The sequence below is a fragment of the Acidovorax sp. LjRoot117 genome (assembly GCF_964252695.1).
Classification (GTDB): domain Bacteria; phylum Pseudomonadota; class Gammaproteobacteria; order Burkholderiales; family Burkholderiaceae_C; genus Acidovorax.
Window position 1 is genome coordinate 836,943 of record NZ_CAXUPO020000002.1, and the last position, 17,245, is coordinate 854,187.

Annotated in this window: 12 protein-coding genes; 6 read left to right on the forward strand and 6 right to left on the reverse strand. The window is 67.6% G+C overall.

Going from position 1 to position 17,245, the window contains the following annotated elements:
* Positions 1-123: 123 nt before the first annotated feature.
* Positions 124-792 carry an adenylate/guanylate cyclase domain-containing protein gene (locus tag ACSQ3D_RS09160; protein ID WP_056421343.1) on the reverse strand — a complete coding sequence of 223 codons (669 nt, stop codon included), beginning with the start codon at positions 790-792 and terminating at the stop codon, positions 124-126.
* A 104-nt stretch (positions 793-896) separates the two neighbouring features.
* Between ACSQ3D_RS09160 and ACSQ3D_RS09165 the strand changes: the two genes are divergently transcribed.
* Positions 897-1,286 carry a hypothetical protein gene (locus ACSQ3D_RS09165; protein WP_056421342.1) on the forward strand — a complete coding sequence of 130 codons (390 nt, stop codon included), beginning with the start codon at positions 897-899 and terminating at the stop codon, positions 1,284-1,286.
* A 56-nt stretch (positions 1,287-1,342) separates the two neighbouring features.
* Here the strand turns inward: ACSQ3D_RS09165 and ACSQ3D_RS09170 are convergent, their stop codons facing one another.
* Complete coding sequence (locus ACSQ3D_RS09170; RefSeq protein ID WP_056421341.1) at positions 1,343-1,912, reverse strand: C40 family peptidase; 570 nt, start codon at positions 1,910-1,912, stop codon at positions 1,343-1,345.
* A 227-nt stretch (positions 1,913-2,139) separates the two neighbouring features.
* Here ACSQ3D_RS09170 and ACSQ3D_RS09175 point away from each other — a divergent pair, with 227 nt between their 5' ends.
* Positions 2,140-3,291, forward strand: coding sequence for a PQQ-dependent sugar dehydrogenase (locus ACSQ3D_RS09175; RefSeq protein ID WP_436126646.1), 1,152 nt, complete (start codon positions 2,140-2,142; stop codon positions 3,289-3,291).
* A gap of 88 nt (positions 3,292-3,379) precedes the next feature.
* Positions 3,380-3,982: an isochorismatase family protein gene (locus ACSQ3D_RS09180; RefSeq protein ID WP_056421339.1), complete on the forward strand. Its 603-nt coding sequence runs from the start codon at positions 3,380-3,382 to the stop codon at positions 3,980-3,982.
* A 250-nt stretch (positions 3,983-4,232) separates the two neighbouring features.
* Here the strand turns inward: ACSQ3D_RS09180 and ACSQ3D_RS09185 are convergent, their stop codons facing one another.
* The gene (locus ACSQ3D_RS09185) at positions 4,233-5,054 is read right to left on the reverse strand and encodes a helix-turn-helix domain-containing protein (RefSeq protein WP_436126647.1); all 822 of its coding nucleotides are present in this window, start codon (positions 5,052-5,054) and stop codon (positions 4,233-4,235) included.
* A 112-nt stretch (positions 5,055-5,166) separates the two neighbouring features.
* Here ACSQ3D_RS09185 and ACSQ3D_RS09190 point away from each other — a divergent pair, with 112 nt between their 5' ends.
* Positions 5,167-5,628, forward strand: a complete 462-nt coding sequence (locus ACSQ3D_RS09190; RefSeq protein WP_056421337.1) for a nuclear transport factor 2 family protein — start codon at positions 5,167-5,169, stop codon at positions 5,626-5,628.
* 15 nt (positions 5,629-5,643) lie between these two features.
* Here ACSQ3D_RS09190 and ACSQ3D_RS09195 read toward each other — a convergent pair whose 3' ends face one another.
* Together ACSQ3D_RS09195 and chrA are read right to left on the reverse strand one after the other, a co-directional pair.
* Positions 5,644-6,837, reverse strand: a complete 1,194-nt coding sequence (locus ACSQ3D_RS09195) for a GAF domain-containing sensor histidine kinase (protein ID WP_436126648.1) — start codon at positions 6,835-6,837, stop codon at positions 5,644-5,646.
* 261 nt (positions 6,838-7,098) lie between these two features.
* Positions 7,099-8,472 (reverse strand): chromate efflux transporter, encoded by a 1,374-nt coding sequence (gene chrA / locus ACSQ3D_RS09200; RefSeq protein WP_436126649.1) that lies wholly within the window; start codon positions 8,470-8,472, stop codon positions 7,099-7,101.
* 453 nt (positions 8,473-8,925) lie between these two features.
* On the opposite strand from chrA, the gene ACSQ3D_RS09205 reads away from it, so the two are divergent.
* Both ACSQ3D_RS09205 and ACSQ3D_RS09210 read left to right on the forward strand, forming a co-directional pair.
* Positions 8,926-10,911: a propionate--CoA ligase gene (locus tag ACSQ3D_RS09205; RefSeq protein ID WP_436126650.1), complete on the forward strand. Its 1,986-nt coding sequence runs from the start codon at positions 8,926-8,928 to the stop codon at positions 10,909-10,911.
* Positions 10,912-11,960: 1,049 nt separating this feature from the next.
* Positions 11,961-13,127, forward strand: coding sequence for a pyridoxal phosphate-dependent aminotransferase (locus ACSQ3D_RS09210; RefSeq protein ID WP_436126651.1), 1,167 nt, complete (start codon positions 11,961-11,963; stop codon positions 13,125-13,127).
* A 126-nt stretch (positions 13,128-13,253) separates the two neighbouring features.
* Here the strand turns inward: ACSQ3D_RS09210 and ACSQ3D_RS09215 are convergent, their stop codons facing one another.
* Positions 13,254-17,114 carry a sensor domain-containing protein gene (locus ACSQ3D_RS09215; RefSeq protein WP_436126652.1) on the reverse strand — a complete coding sequence of 1,287 codons (3,861 nt, stop codon included), beginning with the start codon at positions 17,112-17,114 and terminating at the stop codon, positions 13,254-13,256.
* Positions 17,115-17,245 lie beyond the last annotated feature (131 nt).

Sequence of the window (17,245 nt, forward strand, 5' to 3'; positions counted from 1 at the left end):
TCTGGGAATTTAGGGACAGCATGGCCCGGCACCTGTCGGACAAGATGCCCTGTGCCAGTCCCCGCGGGGTCACGGTGGCTGGCGTAACCGGCGCTGCGCAGAGCGTGCTGGCTCAGCCGCGCGTCATTGCTCGCCGCCCAGAGGCCGCTCGTACAGGCAGCGCTCGAAGCGGCGGGATGACAGGGTCACGCCAGAGATCTCGTGCTGGCTGGCTGCAAAGGCGTAGCGTTCCGCTGGCAAGGCCGCATGGGCCGCCTCGGTCAGCAGGATCTCGCTCGGGCCGGCGATGTCCTCACCCAGCTTGCAGGCGCAGTTCATCTCCGGGCCGAAGAGGTCTTCATGGGCGATGACCAGGGTAGGCCCATAGCCGATGCCCGCGCTGACCGCAAGGGCGCGCTCAGGCGGCAGGACGGCATTCATCGCCTCGAGCGCGCGCAGCGTGTCCAGGGCCGCCTCCAGCGCGTGTTCGGCGCTGGAGAACACCGCGAAGAGGTTGTCGGCCTCCTGCTTGATCACCTGGCCCCCGTTACCCTCGATGGCAGGCCGTGCGGCCTGCTCCATCTGGTGGATCATGGCCAGGAAATGGATGATTCCGTGGCGGGCGGTGATGCGCGAGAAGCCGCACATGTCCAGCACCAGAATCGCCACGTCGCGCACGAAGGCCGCCTCTATGGCGGCATCCACCTCGCGCACGTCCTGGGGTTGCTGGTTGCGCTGCGACAGCAGGCGGTGCAGGTATTTCTTGTCGTGCGGCGTGTCTGCGGCCAGGGGCAAGGGGGCAGGGGAGTTCATGGCGGGCCTGTGGGAGGTGTCCCACATGGTAGCGCGGCAGGTGCTGGCGGCAATGGCTGCCTGCCCGGCCTACATTGACCGGCATGCACAGCAAAAGGAAGGCCATGACCACCATCTTCAAGACCCGATCTTTGCCTCTGGTGTTTGTTGCCGCGCTGGCCTTGGGCGCCGCGGCGATTGCGCCCAGCACGGCGCTGGCACAAAGCGGCGATGATGCCTCGTTGGCACGTGGCGCAGTGCCGGACACCACACGGCAGCAGCACTATCAAACCGCTATCCGCGAAGCGGGCGGCGGTTTGAAGGTGAGCCTGGAAGAGTGCCGCAGCATGGGCGCTGCGGACCGCAAGAGCTGCGAGTCCCAGGCACGCGCCCGCTATCAGGCGGACATGGCCAAGGCCAAAGCCATCTTGCGGGGTGATCCGTCAGCGGGACCGGTGAATGTGGTGGGCGGGCCGATCCGCAGTACGGAAACGACGTACCAGATCAAGCCGTAGGGCGTGGGAGCCAGTGTGGTGCACGGTAACGAACAGATGCCCGGCTGCACGCGGATTCACTTGGAAGAGGCGACGTCCTTGTCGGTGGCGACGCGGCGCGCGCCATTGAAGCGGCGGGCCCAGTACGTGACACCCATGTCTTCGACGCGCACTTCGCTGCCGCTGCGGGGTGAGTGGATGAATTTGTTGTCGCCCACGTAAATGCCCACGTGGCTGAAATTGCGGCGCATGGTGTTGAAGAACACCAGGTCGCCGGGTTGCAGGTCTTTTTTGTCGATGACCTGGGTGGCCGCAGCCTGCTGGTCGGCACGGCGCGGCAGCAAAAGGCCTACCGTTTGTTCGTACATGGCGCGCACGAAGCCGCTGCAGTCAAAACCGGTTTCAGCGCTGTTGCCGCCACGCTTGTAGGGCACACCGAGGAAACCCATGGCGTGGATGGCCAGGTTGGAGGCGTTGTCCGCCACCGTGTGGGCCTTGTCTGCGACACGCTGACTGACGTCTTCAAGCCGCGTGAGCAGGCCTTTGTCCGCAATGAAGCGGTCCATCTCGTCAGAGTTGGCCCCTTGGGGCGCCGCCTGGGCGGAGGTGGCGCAGGCCACCAGGAGGATGCAAAGCCATCTGGACATGGGGACGGAGGGTAACACGTACGCTTAGTGATGAGAAATAATCAACCCTGCAAGCTGTTGATTTGGTTCATGTAAATCAAACTTTCCCCTGTGGGAGCGTGCATTCGCGCGTGGTGCTCGGCTGCGCACGCCCGGCTTAAAGTCCGACTGAAATTTGTGGTTATTTGTAACATTTGCCCGATGATGGGCACATGGTGAAGTTGACAGCATTCAAGGAGCGTCGCGGGATGGATTGCAATCGACATGGGCTGGCAGCGCTCGCTGCAAAGGCGTGTGCAGCTATTTTTTTGATAGCGGGTGGCGTGGGAAGCGCGGGCGCGCAGGCCAGTGCCCCTGCCGTGACGCTGACTCCGGTAGCCACCGGCCTGTTCAACCCCTGGGCGGTGGCCTTCTTGCCCGACGGGCAATTTCTGGTGACCGAGCGGCCAGGCCGCATGCGTGTCGTGCAGGCGACAGGGCAGGTCGGCCCGGCGCTTGCGGGTGTGCCTCTGGTTGCGGCCAGCGGGCAGGGTGGGTTGCTGGATGTGGTCACCGACGCGAACTTCGCGCGCAACCGCCGCATCTTCTTTTGCTTCTCGGAACCGGCGGCCGCGGGCGCATCCGGCAACAGCACGGCGCTGGCGCGTGCGACGCTGTCGGCCGACGCGCGCAGTCTGCAGGACGTGAAAGTGATCTTCAGCCAGCGGCCCAAGGTGGACAGCGCTTTGCACTTCGGCTGCCGCATCGTACAGGCGGCCGACGGCAACCTGTTTCTGGCGCTGGGCGAGCGCTACCAGCGCAAGGACGACGCGCAAAAGCTCGACAACCACCACGGCAAGATCGTGCGCATCACGCCCGACGGCGCGGTGCCGGCCGACAACCCTTTTCGCCAGCGCCAGGGGGCCTTGCCCGAGATCTGGAGCTACGGGCATCGCAACCCGCAAGGGGCCGCGCTGGCGCCCGATGGAAGCTTGTGGATGCACGAGCACGGACCCCAGGGGGGTGATGAGATCAACGTGCCGCAACCGGGCCGCAACTACGGCTGGCCGGTCATCACCTACGGCGAGAACTACGGCGGCGGCAAGATGGGCGAGGGCACGGCCAAGGCTGGCATGGAGCAGCCGCTGCACTACTGGGTGCCTTCCATTGCGCCGTCGGGCATGGCGTTTCTGACCAGCACGCGCTATGGCGACGCCTGGAAGGGCAGCCTCTTTGTCGGCTCGCTCAAGTTCGGCACGCTGCACCGGCTGGAGGTGGCGCAGGGCAAGGTGCAGCGCGAAGAAAAGCTGCTGCAAGGCAATGGTGAGCGCATCCGCGACGTGCGCCAGGGACCCGACGGCCTGCTGTACCTGCTGACCGACAGCCCGCAGGGCCGGCTGTTGCGCCTGCAGCCATCCTGATCCCCGGGCGGTTGGCGCCCCCGGCCAGGCAGGGCTGCGACAATGCGGCCATCTTCCGAGAACCGGCCACTCCGAATGGCCCACACCCATGCTGCTTGACGCCACAGAATCCCAACTCGTCCTGGTCGACTACCAGGAACGCCTGATGCCTGCCATTTTCGAGGGCCCCGCCGTGCTGGCCAACGCCCGCCGTCTGGCACAGATCGCGGCGATGCTGGACGTTCCCGTGTGGGGCACCGAGCAAAACCCATCGCGCCTGGGCGCCAACGACCCCGCGCTGCGCGCCCTGTGCCAGAAGACGCTGGCCAAGATGAATTTCAGTGCCACCGAAGAAGGCCTGGGCGAGTGGCTGCGTCCGCCCGCCCGGCCGCAGGGCGGCAACGCACGCAGCCTGCCCAAGCACCTGCAAAAGCCCGCCCAGCAGGCGCCCGAGCGCGGCACCATCGTTATCGCGGGCTGCGAAGCGCATGTGTGCCTGCTGCAGACGGCGTTGCAACTCATCGAGGACGAGTTCGACGTCTGGGTGGTGACCGATGCCTGCGGCTCCCGCACCGAGCGCAACCGCGACGCGGCCTTCGACCGGCTGGCAGGCGCCGGTGCCGAACTGGTGACGACCGAGATGGTGGCTTTCGAGTGGCTGGGCAGCTGCGAACACCCGGCCTTCAAGGACGTGCTGGCGCTCATCAAGTAGTCCGCGCAGTCGTTGAGGGGGAGGGCGCCGCACCAAGCCAAGGGGCGGCAGTGCTCGGCGCCGAGGGCTGTGCAAAGCGCACTGCCTGTTCGTGACATTTGGCAGTTGCGTTTCCATGTTGGCCCTAGGGACCATCACCGCCTTGTCATGTCGAGTTGTTTTCTGCCCTCGCGCTTGATGGTCGGGCGCATCCAGCTACTGAAAATATAGCAAACGGCAGTTGCAACCACAGACTGCGAATGGCCGACTGCTAACCCAGTTCGCGCTCCAGCGCCTCTCGGGTGCTGGCGTCCGCCGGCAGCAGGTGGTCGATGCGCAGTGAATCCAGCGTCACGTCCATCGGCGAGCCCAGCGTGGTGTAGGCCGACATGAAGCTGAGCACACCCGCACCAGACTGCAACTGAAGCAACAGCACCGGCGAATGGGGCGGGGGCGCCACCGCCAGGTTGGCGGCTGCCCGGTGTCTGGCTGAAGGCATGGCTTGCAGACGCGCGGCCAGGGCCGGGTTGAAGGGTGCTTCCGCTTCGGCGCGCTGCCGCACGGCCTGCGCCACACGCGGTGCGTCGATCAGCCAGCGCTGCACGCCGTCGGGCCGCAGCAAGAGGTCGAGCAAATTCAGGGGCTCGCCCGGTGTCGCAGGGCCCGGCACAAAGCCGATGAGCCGCATCAGCGCGGGCACGGCGGCGTTGGTCTCCAGCAGGTTCCATTGGGCATCCAGCAGCATTGCGGGCGCTGGCTCGTGGGCCTTCAGCAGGCGGCGCAGGGCATCTCGCACCTGCAGCAGCCCCTGGGCGTCCCAGTCGCTGCGCGGGTAGTGGGGGGCGAAGCCCGCGGCCATCAGGGCCTGGTTGCGTTCTGCAAGCGGTACCCCCAGCGCATCCAACAGCGCCAGCAGCATGGCCTGGCTCGGCTGGGCCTTGCCGGTTTCCAGGCAGCTCAGGTGCCGCTGCGACACGCCCGTGTGCAATGCCAGCGCCAGTTGGCTGTGCCCCCGGCGCACGCGAAGCGCCCGCAGCAGCGGGCCGATGCGGGGCGGCGGGTGGCCGGTGGGGGAGGGGTCGGCAAAAGACATGGCGACGGATGGTGGCACAAGTCGGCCGGGGTTCTATGACCTCGGAGGTGATTGCGCCGATGACGCGCCGACCTGAGCATGCGGGCTTCTTTCCAACTTATGAAGACCCGCTATGCAAGAACCTTCTTCTCCCCCGTCCTGCGACACCCCCGCGCACGCCGACGCAGCCCGTACCCTGGCCGCGTGGCGCGCCCTGTTCGCTGCGGGTGACTTTGCTGCGATGCCCCGCCTGCTGCACCCGGACGTGGTGCTGCGGTCGCCGCTGGACGACCAGCCGCTGTGCGGCGCGGCCGCCGTGGGCATGGTGCTGGGCCTCGCGTTCAGCCTGTATGGCCGCTTTGCCTACGGCAACGCGTTGTGGAGCGATAACGGCCAGGAACTCGCCTTGAGCTTCGACGGCGACCTGGGGCCGCATGCCGTGAGGGGCATCGACCGCCTGCAGTTCGATGCGCAGGGCCGCGTCATTGCCGTGGAGGTTTTCATCAGGCCGCTGCCCGCGCTGGCCTGGCTGGCGCAAGCGGTGCAGCAGCGCATGGCCCAGGCCGGTGCGCCTACGGGTAGCGTGGCGGCTTGACGTGAAGGTCAGCGGTCAGCGGCCGGCGCTCGGCGGCCAGCGCATCGCAAACCGGGTTCCGGCAGATGCATCCGAGCTGGCGGTGAGCGTGCCGCCATGTGCCGACGCGATCAGCTGGCAGATGTGCAGCCCCAGGCCCAAGCTGGTGTCCTCGCACAGGGCGCTGTCGCGGGTGTAGGCCGCAAAAATGCAGTCGATGCGGTCCGGGGCGATGGTGTTGCCCCAGTTGGTCACGGCCACCGTGGCTTCGCCGTCCTGTACGGTGCCCTGCACCACGATCTGCGAGTCCGCAGCACTGTAGGTCACGGCGTTCCCGAGCAGGTTGGACACCAGTTGCTGAAGCCGCGCCGGATCGCACCACACCGGGCCGCCCATCTGAAGGTCCGAGCGGATGTCCCGGGTGGGGTGGATGTCCCTGATCTCCTGCACCGCATGTTCGAGGATGGCGTCGAGGTCCTGGCAGGCCGACATGCGGATGGGCATGGCTGAGCCCGCCCTCCCGCGCGCAAAGTCCACGAGGTCGTCGACCAGCCCCGTCATGCGGGCGGCACTGCTGCGCAGGCGCCTTCCGATGCGGCCCATGGCGGCATCGGGGCTGCGCGTCAGGAGCTCGCTGGCCACGTGCATGGTCGCCAGGGGGTTGCGAAGGTCGTGCGCCACCACCGCCAGAAACTGCTCGCGCGAGAAGCCCGCGGCTTTTTCCTCGTTCAGTGCCTGCAAGGTGGCGCCGTGCGCGAAGCTCTCGTCCAGCAGCCGCCCGATCAGCGCAGCCATGCCTTCCAGCATGCCGATATTGCGTTCGTTGTTGACGACCACCGGGTCGGGGTCGAGCACGCACAGCGAGCCGAAGTAGCTACCGTCCGCCAGGTGGATGGCCGCCGACATGTGGCTTCGAAACCCGTACAGCTGTGGCGCCGGGTGCTTGCAGTAGAGGGGATCGGCGTCCGCATCGTCGAACACGACCGTCTGAGGCTCGCCCAGTTGCGCCTTGCAGATGGTGGTGTTCACATCCAGCTCGTCGCCAGGCACCAGGCCGAATCCGCCTTCGTCCAGGACCGCGCAGGTGATCCACCGGTCCGGCGTCACCCTTGCCAGACCGACGAAACGCATACCGGTCTGGTCGCGCAGCAGTTTCAAGATCGCCGGAATGCCGGGGATCTTGGCGACCACTTCCAGTTGTTTGCCAATGTCTTCGATATGCAGCGCCATCGCTCTCGGCTCCTGTGGCCATCTACCACATCGGTAGAAAATTTGATCTGTCTGCTGCCGCTGCCCGTGGGGCAATGACAGCCGCCAGCCAAGGGGTGGCTGCGGGGTATACCCGCATTATCGAGCAGACTGTGTATGTCAAAAGACGCAGTGCCTCAGGCCGCGCTACCGGGCCAGCAGGCGGGTACAACGCCTGTCACCTGGCCGCATCGAGACCGTAACTCGGCTGCATTTCCCAGCTCGATTGCCCGGCTCCATGGCTCAGGCGAACCACGGCCTGAGCAGCACCACTGCCAGCCCGGCCGCACCACACGCGCCCAGCAGGGTCAGCACACCGGTCTTGAAGCGGAACAGCGCCACGCCGGCCACCACCGCGATCACGGCAGAGAAGGCATCGAACCGGCCGGCGAAGCCCTGGGGCCACAGCAGGTGGTAGGCAAAGAACAGCGCCAGGTTCAGGATCACCCCCACCACCGCAGCCGTGATGGCCGAGAGCGGCGCGGTGAACCCCAGCTTGCCGTGCGTGGCCTCCACCACCGGGCCACCCGTCAGAATGAAGATGAAGGACGGCAGAAAGGTCACGAACGTCACCACCACCGCGCCGGCAGCGGCGCCAGCGAACAGTGCGTCGGGGCCCCACACTTGCTGCAGCCAGGCGCCCACGAACCCCACGAAAGCCACGACCATGATCAGCGGGCCCGGGGTGGTCTCCCCCAGCGCCAGCCCGTCGATCATCTGCGGGCCGCTGAGCCACTGGTAATGCTCCACAGCGCCCTGGTACACATACGGCAGCACCGCATAGGCACCGCCAAAGGTCAGCATGGCCGCCTTGGTGAAGAACCAGCCCATCTGGGTGAGCGTGCCGTGCCACCCCTGCGTGGCCACCAGCAGCGCCATCGCGCCGAGCCACAGCGCCAGGCCTGCCCCGAGCACCAGCGCCAGGTGGCGGCGCGAAAACCGCGCATGCGCGGGTGTGGGCGTGTCGTCGTCAATGAGCGCCGGGCCATAGCTCGTGCGCGCAGCGGCATGCCCGCCCCCCAGCGCGAACACCCCTGGCCAGCGCTGTGCACCCAGATAGCCGACCACCCCCGCGGCCAGCACAATGGCCGGAAAGGGCGCGTCGACAGCGAAGATTGCAACGAACGACGCTGCGGCGATGCCCCACATCCAGCGGTTCTTGAGCGCCCGCGTGCCGATGCGGTGCGCCGCATGCAGCACCAGCGCCGTCACGGCGGGCTTGATACCGTAGAAGATGCCCGCCACCACCGGCACGTCGCCAAAGCGCAGGTACACCCAGGACAGACCGATCAGGATGAACAGCGACGGCAGCACGAACAGCGCGCCTGCCACGATGCCGCCCCAGGTGCGGTGCAGCAACCAGCCGATGTACGTGGCCAACTGCTGGGCCTCGGGGCCGGGCAGCAGCATGCAGTAGTTGAGGGCGTGCAGAAACCGCGTTTCGCTGATCCAGCGGCGGCGCTCCACCAGCTCGGCATGCATGATCGCGATCTGCCCTGCAGGCCCGCCGAAGCTGATGAAGCCGAGCTTGAGCCAGAACCGGAAGGCCTCGGCAAAGCTGACAGGGGCAGGGCGCTCTGGGGCGGAGGCTTCTGCGGCGATGGGAGGTGGGCTCATGGTGGTGCGCCGACTAATAGGTCGGGGTGGGGCGGGTCGGGTGCGGTGGTACTGGCTGGCCGTGCGGGCACGGCCCCGGTGACTGTAGGGGAGGTGATGGCCGCGAGGCATGTTTTCATTCCAACTATCTACATGCACGCGGTGCAAGGGTGCAAGCGCCACACATGCCCCACCGAACTGCACGCCATGGCGTACAGCGCGCGGCCTGCGCAGACGCCTATGCAGCACAAGAGCTGGGCGACAGGCCACAGGCCATTCGGAACGCAAGTGGCTTCTGTCGGCAGCGCGCCTGAGCCCGCCCCCAAGGGGCCGATCGCAAGCTTTCCGCAGAGGCGGGCCCAGAGGCACCTTGACTATCGCAGCGTCAGTTTGCCGCAAGCCCGTCATGAATAATTATGAATTCAAAACCAGCCATCAGGCGGGCACACCGAGATGCCGAGGAGACACACCACCATGAGCCGCTACACCGACTTCTACCGCCAATCCATCGACCATCGCGACGCTTTTTGGAGTGAACAGGCGCAACTGATCGACTGGCAGACCCCGCCGCAGCAGGTGTGCGACTACAGCAACCCTCCATTTGCCAAGTGGTTCGTGGGCGGCACCACCAACCTGTGCCACAACGCGGTGGACCGCCACCTTGCCGAGCGGGCCACCCAGCCTGCGCTGGTGGCGATCTCCACCGAAACCGACACCGACACCGAGCGCAGCTACACATTTGCCGAGCTGCACGCCGAGGTGCAGCGCATGGCAGCGGTGCTGCAGACGCTGGGCGTGAAGAAGGGCGACCGCGTGCTCATCTACATGCCCATGATCGCGGAGGCCGCGTTCGCCATGCTGGCGTGCGCGCGCATCGGCGCACTGCATTCGGTGGTGTTCGGCGGCTTTGCCTCGGGGTCGCTGGCCTCGCGCATCGAAGATGCCGAACCCGTGGCGGTGGTCAGTGCCGATGCCGGGTCGCGCGGCGGCAAGGTGGTGCCATACAAACCGCTGCTGGACGAGGCCATCGCGCTGTCGAAGCACAAACCCGCTGCCGTGCTGATGGTGAACCGGGGCCTGGCCCCCATGCACCTGCAGCCCGGTCGTGACCATGACTGGACGGCCCTGCGCGCCCAGCACCTGGGCACGGCCGTGCCCTGCGAATGGGTGGACGCCACGCACCCCAGCTACACCCTATACACCAGCGGCACCACCGGCAAGCCCAAGGGCGTGCAGCGCGACACGGGTGGGTACGCAGTGGCACTGGCCGCGAGCATGAAGCACATCTTCGATGCCAAGGCGGGGGATGAGGTTCTCACCGCCGGGCCGCCCCAAGGTGACAACGCGGCGCCCTTGGGGGGCAGCGACCCGCGCGAGCGGCGGAGCGTGGGAGTCTTTTTCGCGACCAGCGACATCGGATGGGTGGTGGGGCACAGCTACATCGTCTATGGCCCGCTCATCGCCGGCATGACCACCATCATGTACGAGGGCCTGCCCACGCGGCCCGACGCGGGCGTGTGGTGGAGCATCGTCGAGAAGTACCAGGTCACGCACATGTTCTCGGCCCCCACGGCGGTGCGGGTGCTCAAGAAGCAGGACCCGGCCTACCTGGCCCGGTACAACGTCAAAAGCCTCAAGGCCCTGTGGCTGGCCGGCGAGCCGCTGGATGAGCCCACGGCGCAGTGGATCAGCGATGCCCTGCAGGTGCCCATCATCGACAACTACTGGCAGACCGAGACCGGCTGGCCCATCCTGACCCTGGCCAACGGCGTGGAGCCGCAGACCACCCGTTTCGGCAGCCCGGGCAAGGCGATGTATGGCTACGACGTGAAGCTCATCGACGAGTCCACGGGCCAGGAGCTGACGGGGCCCAACCAGAAAGGCGTGGTCGCCATCGAAGGCCCCTTGCCCCCCGGCTGCATGCAGACTGTGTGGCGCGACGACGCGCGTTTCGTCAATACCTACTGGAAGAGCATCCCGGGCCGGCTGATCTACAGCACCTTCGACTGGGGCATTCGGGACGCCGACGGCTACCACTTCATCCTGGGCCGTACGGATGACGTGATCAACGTGGCGGGGCACCGCCTGGGTACGCGGGAGATCGAGGAGAGCATTTCTGCGCACCCCAACATCGCGGAGGTGGCGGTGGTGGGCATTGCCGATGCGCTCAAGGGGCAGGTGGCGATCGCTTTTGCAGTGCCGCGGGATGCGTCCGGGTTGGTCGACGACGCTGCGCGGCTGAGGCTGGAGGGCGAGGTGATGAAGCAGGTGGACGGCCAACTGGGCGCGGTGGCGCGGCCGGCGCGCGTGTATTTTGTGACGGTGCTGCCCAAGACGCGCAGTGGCAAGTTGCTGCGGCGGGCGTTGCAGGCGGTGGCGGAGCGGAGGGACCCGGGGGATTTGACGACGATGGAGGATCCGGCGGCGTTGCAGCAGGTGAGGGCGTTGGTGGGGGAGTGAGGGGCTGATTGCCTTGGCTTTGGCCTGTTTCTTTTCAGCCGTTCGGGCTGAGCTTGGTGAAGCCTGTGCCTATAAGTCGCCCTCTGTCCGTTCGGGTTGAGCTTGTCGAAACCGGGGCGCTGCTCGCGAGCTCGCTGGTTTGAGAGGTGTGCCTGTGTGGAGGTCGGAGGCCGGGAGTTCGCCCCGGCGGGCGAGGTACTTGTTCTTTGCTTCGCCAAAGAAAAGTACCCAAAAGAAAGGCGACCCCCAGTCTGCGACCCCTTCGCTGCGCTACGGGGCAAACCTGCGTCGGGGCGGTTGCGGCGTGCGCCGCAGAACTCACTGCGCGCTGCGCGCTACGTTCAGACAACCACGGCGAGCTAGAGCACGACGCATGGGCGCTCCGACGCCCATGCTCACCCCGCAACCGCCCCGCCGCAGGCGCAGCCAGCAGGGGGTGGGGCAGCCGAACATCCAAACATCCACACGGGCCATCGCTGCGCTCGGCCTCGCGGTCGCGGCGCGAAGCGCCTGCGCGTTCGGGGCCGAGCAACGCGATGGCCCGTGTGGATGTCCTCTCCCCCATCCCTTCAGGATGCGCCGAGGAGCGCAGGGCGTGGGGTGAGCGTGTGCCGAAGGACACACGCATCGTGAACTGACTCGCTGCGGATGTTTGAGCGTAGCGCGGCAGCGCGCAGCGAGTTCCGCAGCGCACCCCACGACCGAGCACCGCAGGTTGCCCCACTCGCCCGCAGGGCGAGTGGGGACGCAGGCTGTAGGGTCGCCCTTTCTTTGGTGACTTTCTTTCGGCGACGCGAAAGAAAGTTACTCGCACGCCGGGCGACTCCCGGCCTCCGCCCTCAACAAAGGCATGCTGCCCATCAGCGAGCCTGCGAGCAGCGCCCAGGTTTCGACAAGCTCAACCCGAACGGCCATGGGCCGATGCGCCCAGGTTTCGGCAAACTCAACCTGAACGGTTGGGCTCGGCAGGCGCCCGAGTGCCATTGCCATCGCACCTGCAGCTATGCTCAACCATCCTCCTTCCCCCAGACCGCCCAAGGACCCCTCCCATGCGCCTAGCCGTAGAAAACCTAGAAGCCTCCAAAATCCGCGAAGTCGCCAACGCCGGCATGGGCCGCGCCGATGTCCTGGCCTTCTGGTTCGGCGAGAGCGACGAAATCACCCCCGAGCCCATCCGCCAGGCCGCCATCGAATCCCTGCAACGCGGCGAAACCTTCTACTCCCACAACCTCGGCCTGCCCGATCTGCGCCAGGCCATCGCCAGCTACGCCAGCGCCCTGCATGGCCCCATCAGCGCAGACCGTATCGCAGTGACCTCGGGCGGAGTCAGCGCGCTGATGATCGCGATGCAGGCATTGCTCGATGCGGGCGACGATGTGGTGGCCGTCACGCCCGTGTGGCCCAACCTCACGGCCCAGCCCGCCGTGCTGGGTGCGCGTGTGCACTGCGTGCCGCTGCGGGCCGAAGGCGGGGCGTGGACGCTGGATCTGCAGGCGCTGCTCGACGCCATTACCCCCGCCACGCGCCTCCTCATCGTCAACGCGCCCAACAACCCCACGGGCTGGACCCTCACGCGGGCGGAGCAGCAGGCCATCCTGGAGCACTGCCGCCGCACCGGCACCTGGATCCTGGCCGACGAGGTCTACGAGCGCCTGTACTACGGTGCGACACCCAACGGCTGCGCGCCGAGCTTTCTGGACATTTCTGACGCCGAAGACCGGCTCATCGTGGTGCAGAGCTTTTCCAAAAGCTTCCTCATGACCGGCTGGCGCCTGGGCTGGCTGGTGCTGCCACCTGCGCTGGTGGATGCCGTGGGCAAGCTGATCGAGTTCAACACCTCCTGCTCCAGCGTGTTCACCCAGCGCGCGGGCTTGGCGGCACTGGAGCACGCGGGCGAGATCACGCCGCCCCTGGTGGCCCACATGCGCCGCTGCCGCGACACGCTGCTGCCCCGGCTGGCGGCGGTGCCCCAGGTGGAGGTGGCGAGCCCGCTGGGCGGGATGTACGCGTTTTTCCGCCTGCACGGGTTTGATGATTCGCTGGCCGTGGCGCAGCGGCTGGTCAGCGAGGCTGGCCTGGGTCTGGCGCCGGGCAATGCCTTCGCGCCCGAAGCCCAGGGTTGGCTGCGCTGGTGTTTTGCGTCCAAGGACACGGCACGTCTGGACGCCGGTGTGCAGCGCCTGCAAGCCTGGCTGGACACAGCGGCCCGAAGCTGAGGCAGAGGCACCGCAGGCGCGACGCCCGGTTGCCACGCGGCGCGGCGTGCCTCGACACTGCGAAAAGACGATTTGCTTCTTATTTGATAGCTTGCTGCGCCTGCCAGGCGCGCGCTAGCGGGCTTTCTACCGCAATGCGCCGTGGGCCTGCCGCTGCCACCCCGGCGGCGGCTGCCACTCCGATGACCAGCTGAGAAAGTCCCCGAGCGGCATCGGCCGGGCAATGCAATACCCCTGGGCCTGCGTGCAGCCCAGCTGCAGCAGCATCTGTCCCTGCTCGACGGTTTCCACGCCTTCGGCGATCACGCGGTAGCCGAAGGAGCGGGCCAGGCCGATCACGCCTTGCACGATGGCCAGGTCGCCGGGGTCGCCCATCATGCCGTGCACGAAGCTCTGGTCGATCTTGAGCGTGTCCATGGGCAGGCGGCGCAGGTAGGTGAGGGACGAGTAGCCGGTGCCGAAGTCGTCGAGCGACACTGCCATCCCCAGGGCGCGCACTGCGTGCAGGGTGTGCGCCACTGCGGCCAGGTCGTACAGCGCGGCGCTTTCGGTGATTTCGATCTCGACCAGGCGGCCGGGCACGCTGGGGTGGCGCTCCAGGCATTCGGCCATCCATTCCGCAAACCGCGGGTGCTGCAGGTGCTGTGCGGCGATGTTCACGCTGATGGGCAGGCCTGGCGGGTTCTTGCGGGCCTGCATCTGTTCGAGCACTTGGAAGGCCGCTTCGATGACCCATTCCCCAAAGCCGATCTCAAGCTCGGTGCCTTCCAGCATGGGCAGGAACTCGCCGGGCGAGACCACGCCGCGTTGGGGGTGCTGCCACCGGGTGAGCGCTTCGGCACCCACCACGGTGCCGCTTTTCATGTCGACCTTGGGCTGCAGGTACAGCGTGAACTGGGCGTCCGCCAGCGCGCCTTGCAGGTGGCGCCCCTGTTCGCGCAGCAGCTGCAGCGCGCGCTCCTGGGCCGCGTCGAACTGGTGGAATCGGTTGCGCCCGGCCTGCTTGGCGGCGTACATGGCCTGGTCGGCATGGCGCAGCAGGGTGTCTGCGTCGGCATCGTCCTGCGGGAACACGGTGTAGCCGATGCTGGCCGTTACGACCACGCGCTCGGTGTCCAGCGTGTAGGGGGCCGAGATGCTCTCCATCACCCGGTGCAGCATGCGCTCGCAGTCGTGCACGGATTCCAGCTCGGGCAGCAGGATCACGAACTCGTCGCCGCCCAGGCGGGCCACGGTGTCGAGCGGGCGCAGGGCGCGGGTCAGCCGGCCGGCCACCACCACCAGCAGGCGGTCGCCAGCGCCATGGCCCAGGCGGTCGTTCACGGGCTTGAAGCCGTCCAGGTCCAGGTAGGCCACCCCCAGCGGAGTGCCGCGCTTGCGCGCCTGCGCCATGGAGTCCTGAAGCTTGCGCGCCAGCAGCACGCGGTTGGGCAGGCCGGTGAGTGCGTCGAACAGTGCCAGCCGCTGCAGCAGGACCTCCTGCTCGCGCTGGGGGGTCACATCGATGGCCACGCCCAGCATGCGTTGGGCGCGGCCATGCGCGTCGGCGCCGACGATCTTGCCCAGGCTGCGCACCCAGCGCACGGCGTCTCCGGCCTGGTTCACCCGCCAGGTGGCGTCGAACGGAGTGCCGGGATGGGAGATGTGGCGCGCCATCTCGGCCGTGATGCGGTCGATGTCGTCGGGGGCGATGCCGCTCGTCCACTGGATGGTCGCGGGCGCCGCTTCGGGGGATTCGAGCGGTGACAGCCCGCGCATGGTGCGCCAGCGGGTATCGCCGCTCACGGCGCCGGTCTGCAGGTTCCAGTCCCACAGGCCCAGCGACGCGGCCGAGATGGTGAGCGAGAGCAGTTCTTCGCGTTCGCGCACCTGCTCTTCGCTTCTCTTGCGGTCGGTGATGTCGTGCACCGAGAACAGCCAGCAGGGCTCCCCGTCGAACTGGGTGGCGCGCATGGACTGCAGCACCGTGCGGGGCGGTCCGCCGCGCACGTTCAGCGTGATTTCGTAGCTGCCCAGGTGCCCCGTGCCGCCCTCGGCCTCCAGCAGGCGCGCGCGGTCTTCCTCGGTGAAGATGCCCAGTTCGATGGCGGTGCGGCCAATCGCCTGCTCGCGCGGTATGCCCAGCAGTTCCACCCACGCGGGGTTGATGTCCACATACCGCCCGTCGTTGCGGTGTGACAGGCCCATGGGGAAGGGCATGAGGTGAAAGATGCGCGAGAACCGTTCCTCGGAATGGCGCAGGCGCTGGTCCGAGCGCTTGGCCTCGTCGATGTCCTGCATCACGCCACGCACGCGGGTGACGCGGCCGTTGTCGACCACGGGCTCGCCCCGTGCGCGCACCCACACCTGGCGCCCATCGGCGTGCAGCACCTCCATCTCCATGCTCCACTCGGTGCGTTCGCGGATGCTCTGGCGGATGCGCTCGCGCAATGGCTCGCGGTAGTCCGGTGCCACCAGGCGGTCGATGTAGTCGTGGGGCAGCGGCGAGCCCGGGGGCAGGCCGTGGATGTCGAAGCACACGTCCGACCAGTACACCAGGCCGCGCCCGCGTTCGTCCTCCCAGGCGCCCAGGCGCGCCATGCGGCCGGCCTGCTGCAGCAGGCTGTTGAGGGCCCGCAGCTCGTCGCTGGTGCGATGGGCTTCGGTCATGTCGTGGAAGATGAAAACAAAGCAGTTCTCGCCATCCACAAGCACGGAGCGTGCCGACATGAGGCCCGGGATGCGCACACCCCGGCCCTGCGCCACCAGCGGCAGGCGGTCCACCCGGCCATCGCGCCGGAAGGTCTCGACCAGCCGGGCGCGTTCCTGCTCCGACGCCCAGATGTCGAGCTCGGTGGACGTGCGGCCGATCACCTCCTCGCGCGGGCGGCCCAGCACCTCGCAAAAGGCCGGGTTCACGTCGATGTAGCGCCCGTCCGAGATGCGCGAGATGCCCGCCGGGTCGGGCAGCGTCTGGTAGAAGGTCGTGTACTTGGCCTCGGACGAGCGCAGCGCATCTTCCACCTCGCGGTGGGCGGTGATGTCCACGTCCATGCCGATGAGGGCGGTGGGTCGGCCCTGGGCGTCGCGCCGGGCCACGGTGCCGCGCGACATCAGCCAGCGCCAGCGGCCATCGGTGTCCAGCACGCGGAACTCGGCTTCGTAGGTTTCGTCCAGCCCGTCCATGGCGCGCTCGAGCCGGGCGGCATTGCGCTCGGCGTCCAGCGGGTGGCGGCGCCCGTACCAGCGCTCCCACAGGCCTTTCGCATCGGCCTCTTCGCAGCTCACGCCGAAGGCCTCGTAGAACTTGCCGTGGCAGCGGAACTGGCGCTCGACCACATCCCATTCCCACCGGCCACCGCCCAGTGCGTCCATGGCCAGTTGCAGTTGCTGCTCGCGCTGCACCAGCGCCTCCTGGGTGCTGGTGCGCGCCATCTCTGCGCGGGCCTTGCCGGCCAGCAGCAGGCGGCCCACGCCCAGCATCAAAAAGCCTGCGCCGTGGTGCCAGGGCAGCGTGGTGGGCCAGGGTCCCAGGGTGCCGGGCACCTGGTTGGCCAGCCACAGGCAGGCCGACACGGTCAGCGGCAGGGTCACCGTCAGGCCCGCGAGGGCGATCCACGCTGCAGACCGCAAAGGCAGACGCCGCGATGCGCGCCGCCACAGCCAGGCCAGCAGCCAGGTGGCCCCCAGCACCATCACGGCGGGGGGCGTGGCGGACGGGGCCATGAACACCACGGCCAGCAGCGCAGCCAGGGCGGTGACGGCCGCCGGCAGTCCGCCGAAATACAGGCCGATGAACGCGACGACGGTGGGGTAGGCCACGATGCCCAGCTCGGGCGCGTTCCAGTGCAGGGCGGTGAAAGCTGTCGCCGACACCAGGCCGCCTGCGGCGCCCAGCAGCCAGCGCGTGCGCCGGGACGGGCGCAGCGCTTCGTGCGGCGGAAGCCACTCCAGCACCAGCAGGAGCAGCATCAGCACCGTGCCCGCCATCAGGGTGTTGTTACCCATGGCGGTGTGCGAAGCGGTGGCAGACCTGCCAGGGGCTGATGGCCGTGACGGCTGTCAGCGCCTTGGGCCGGGCGCAAACTGCGCCGGCACCGCATCCTGTGCTGTCGTCAAGCACAAGCATCCGGTCGCAG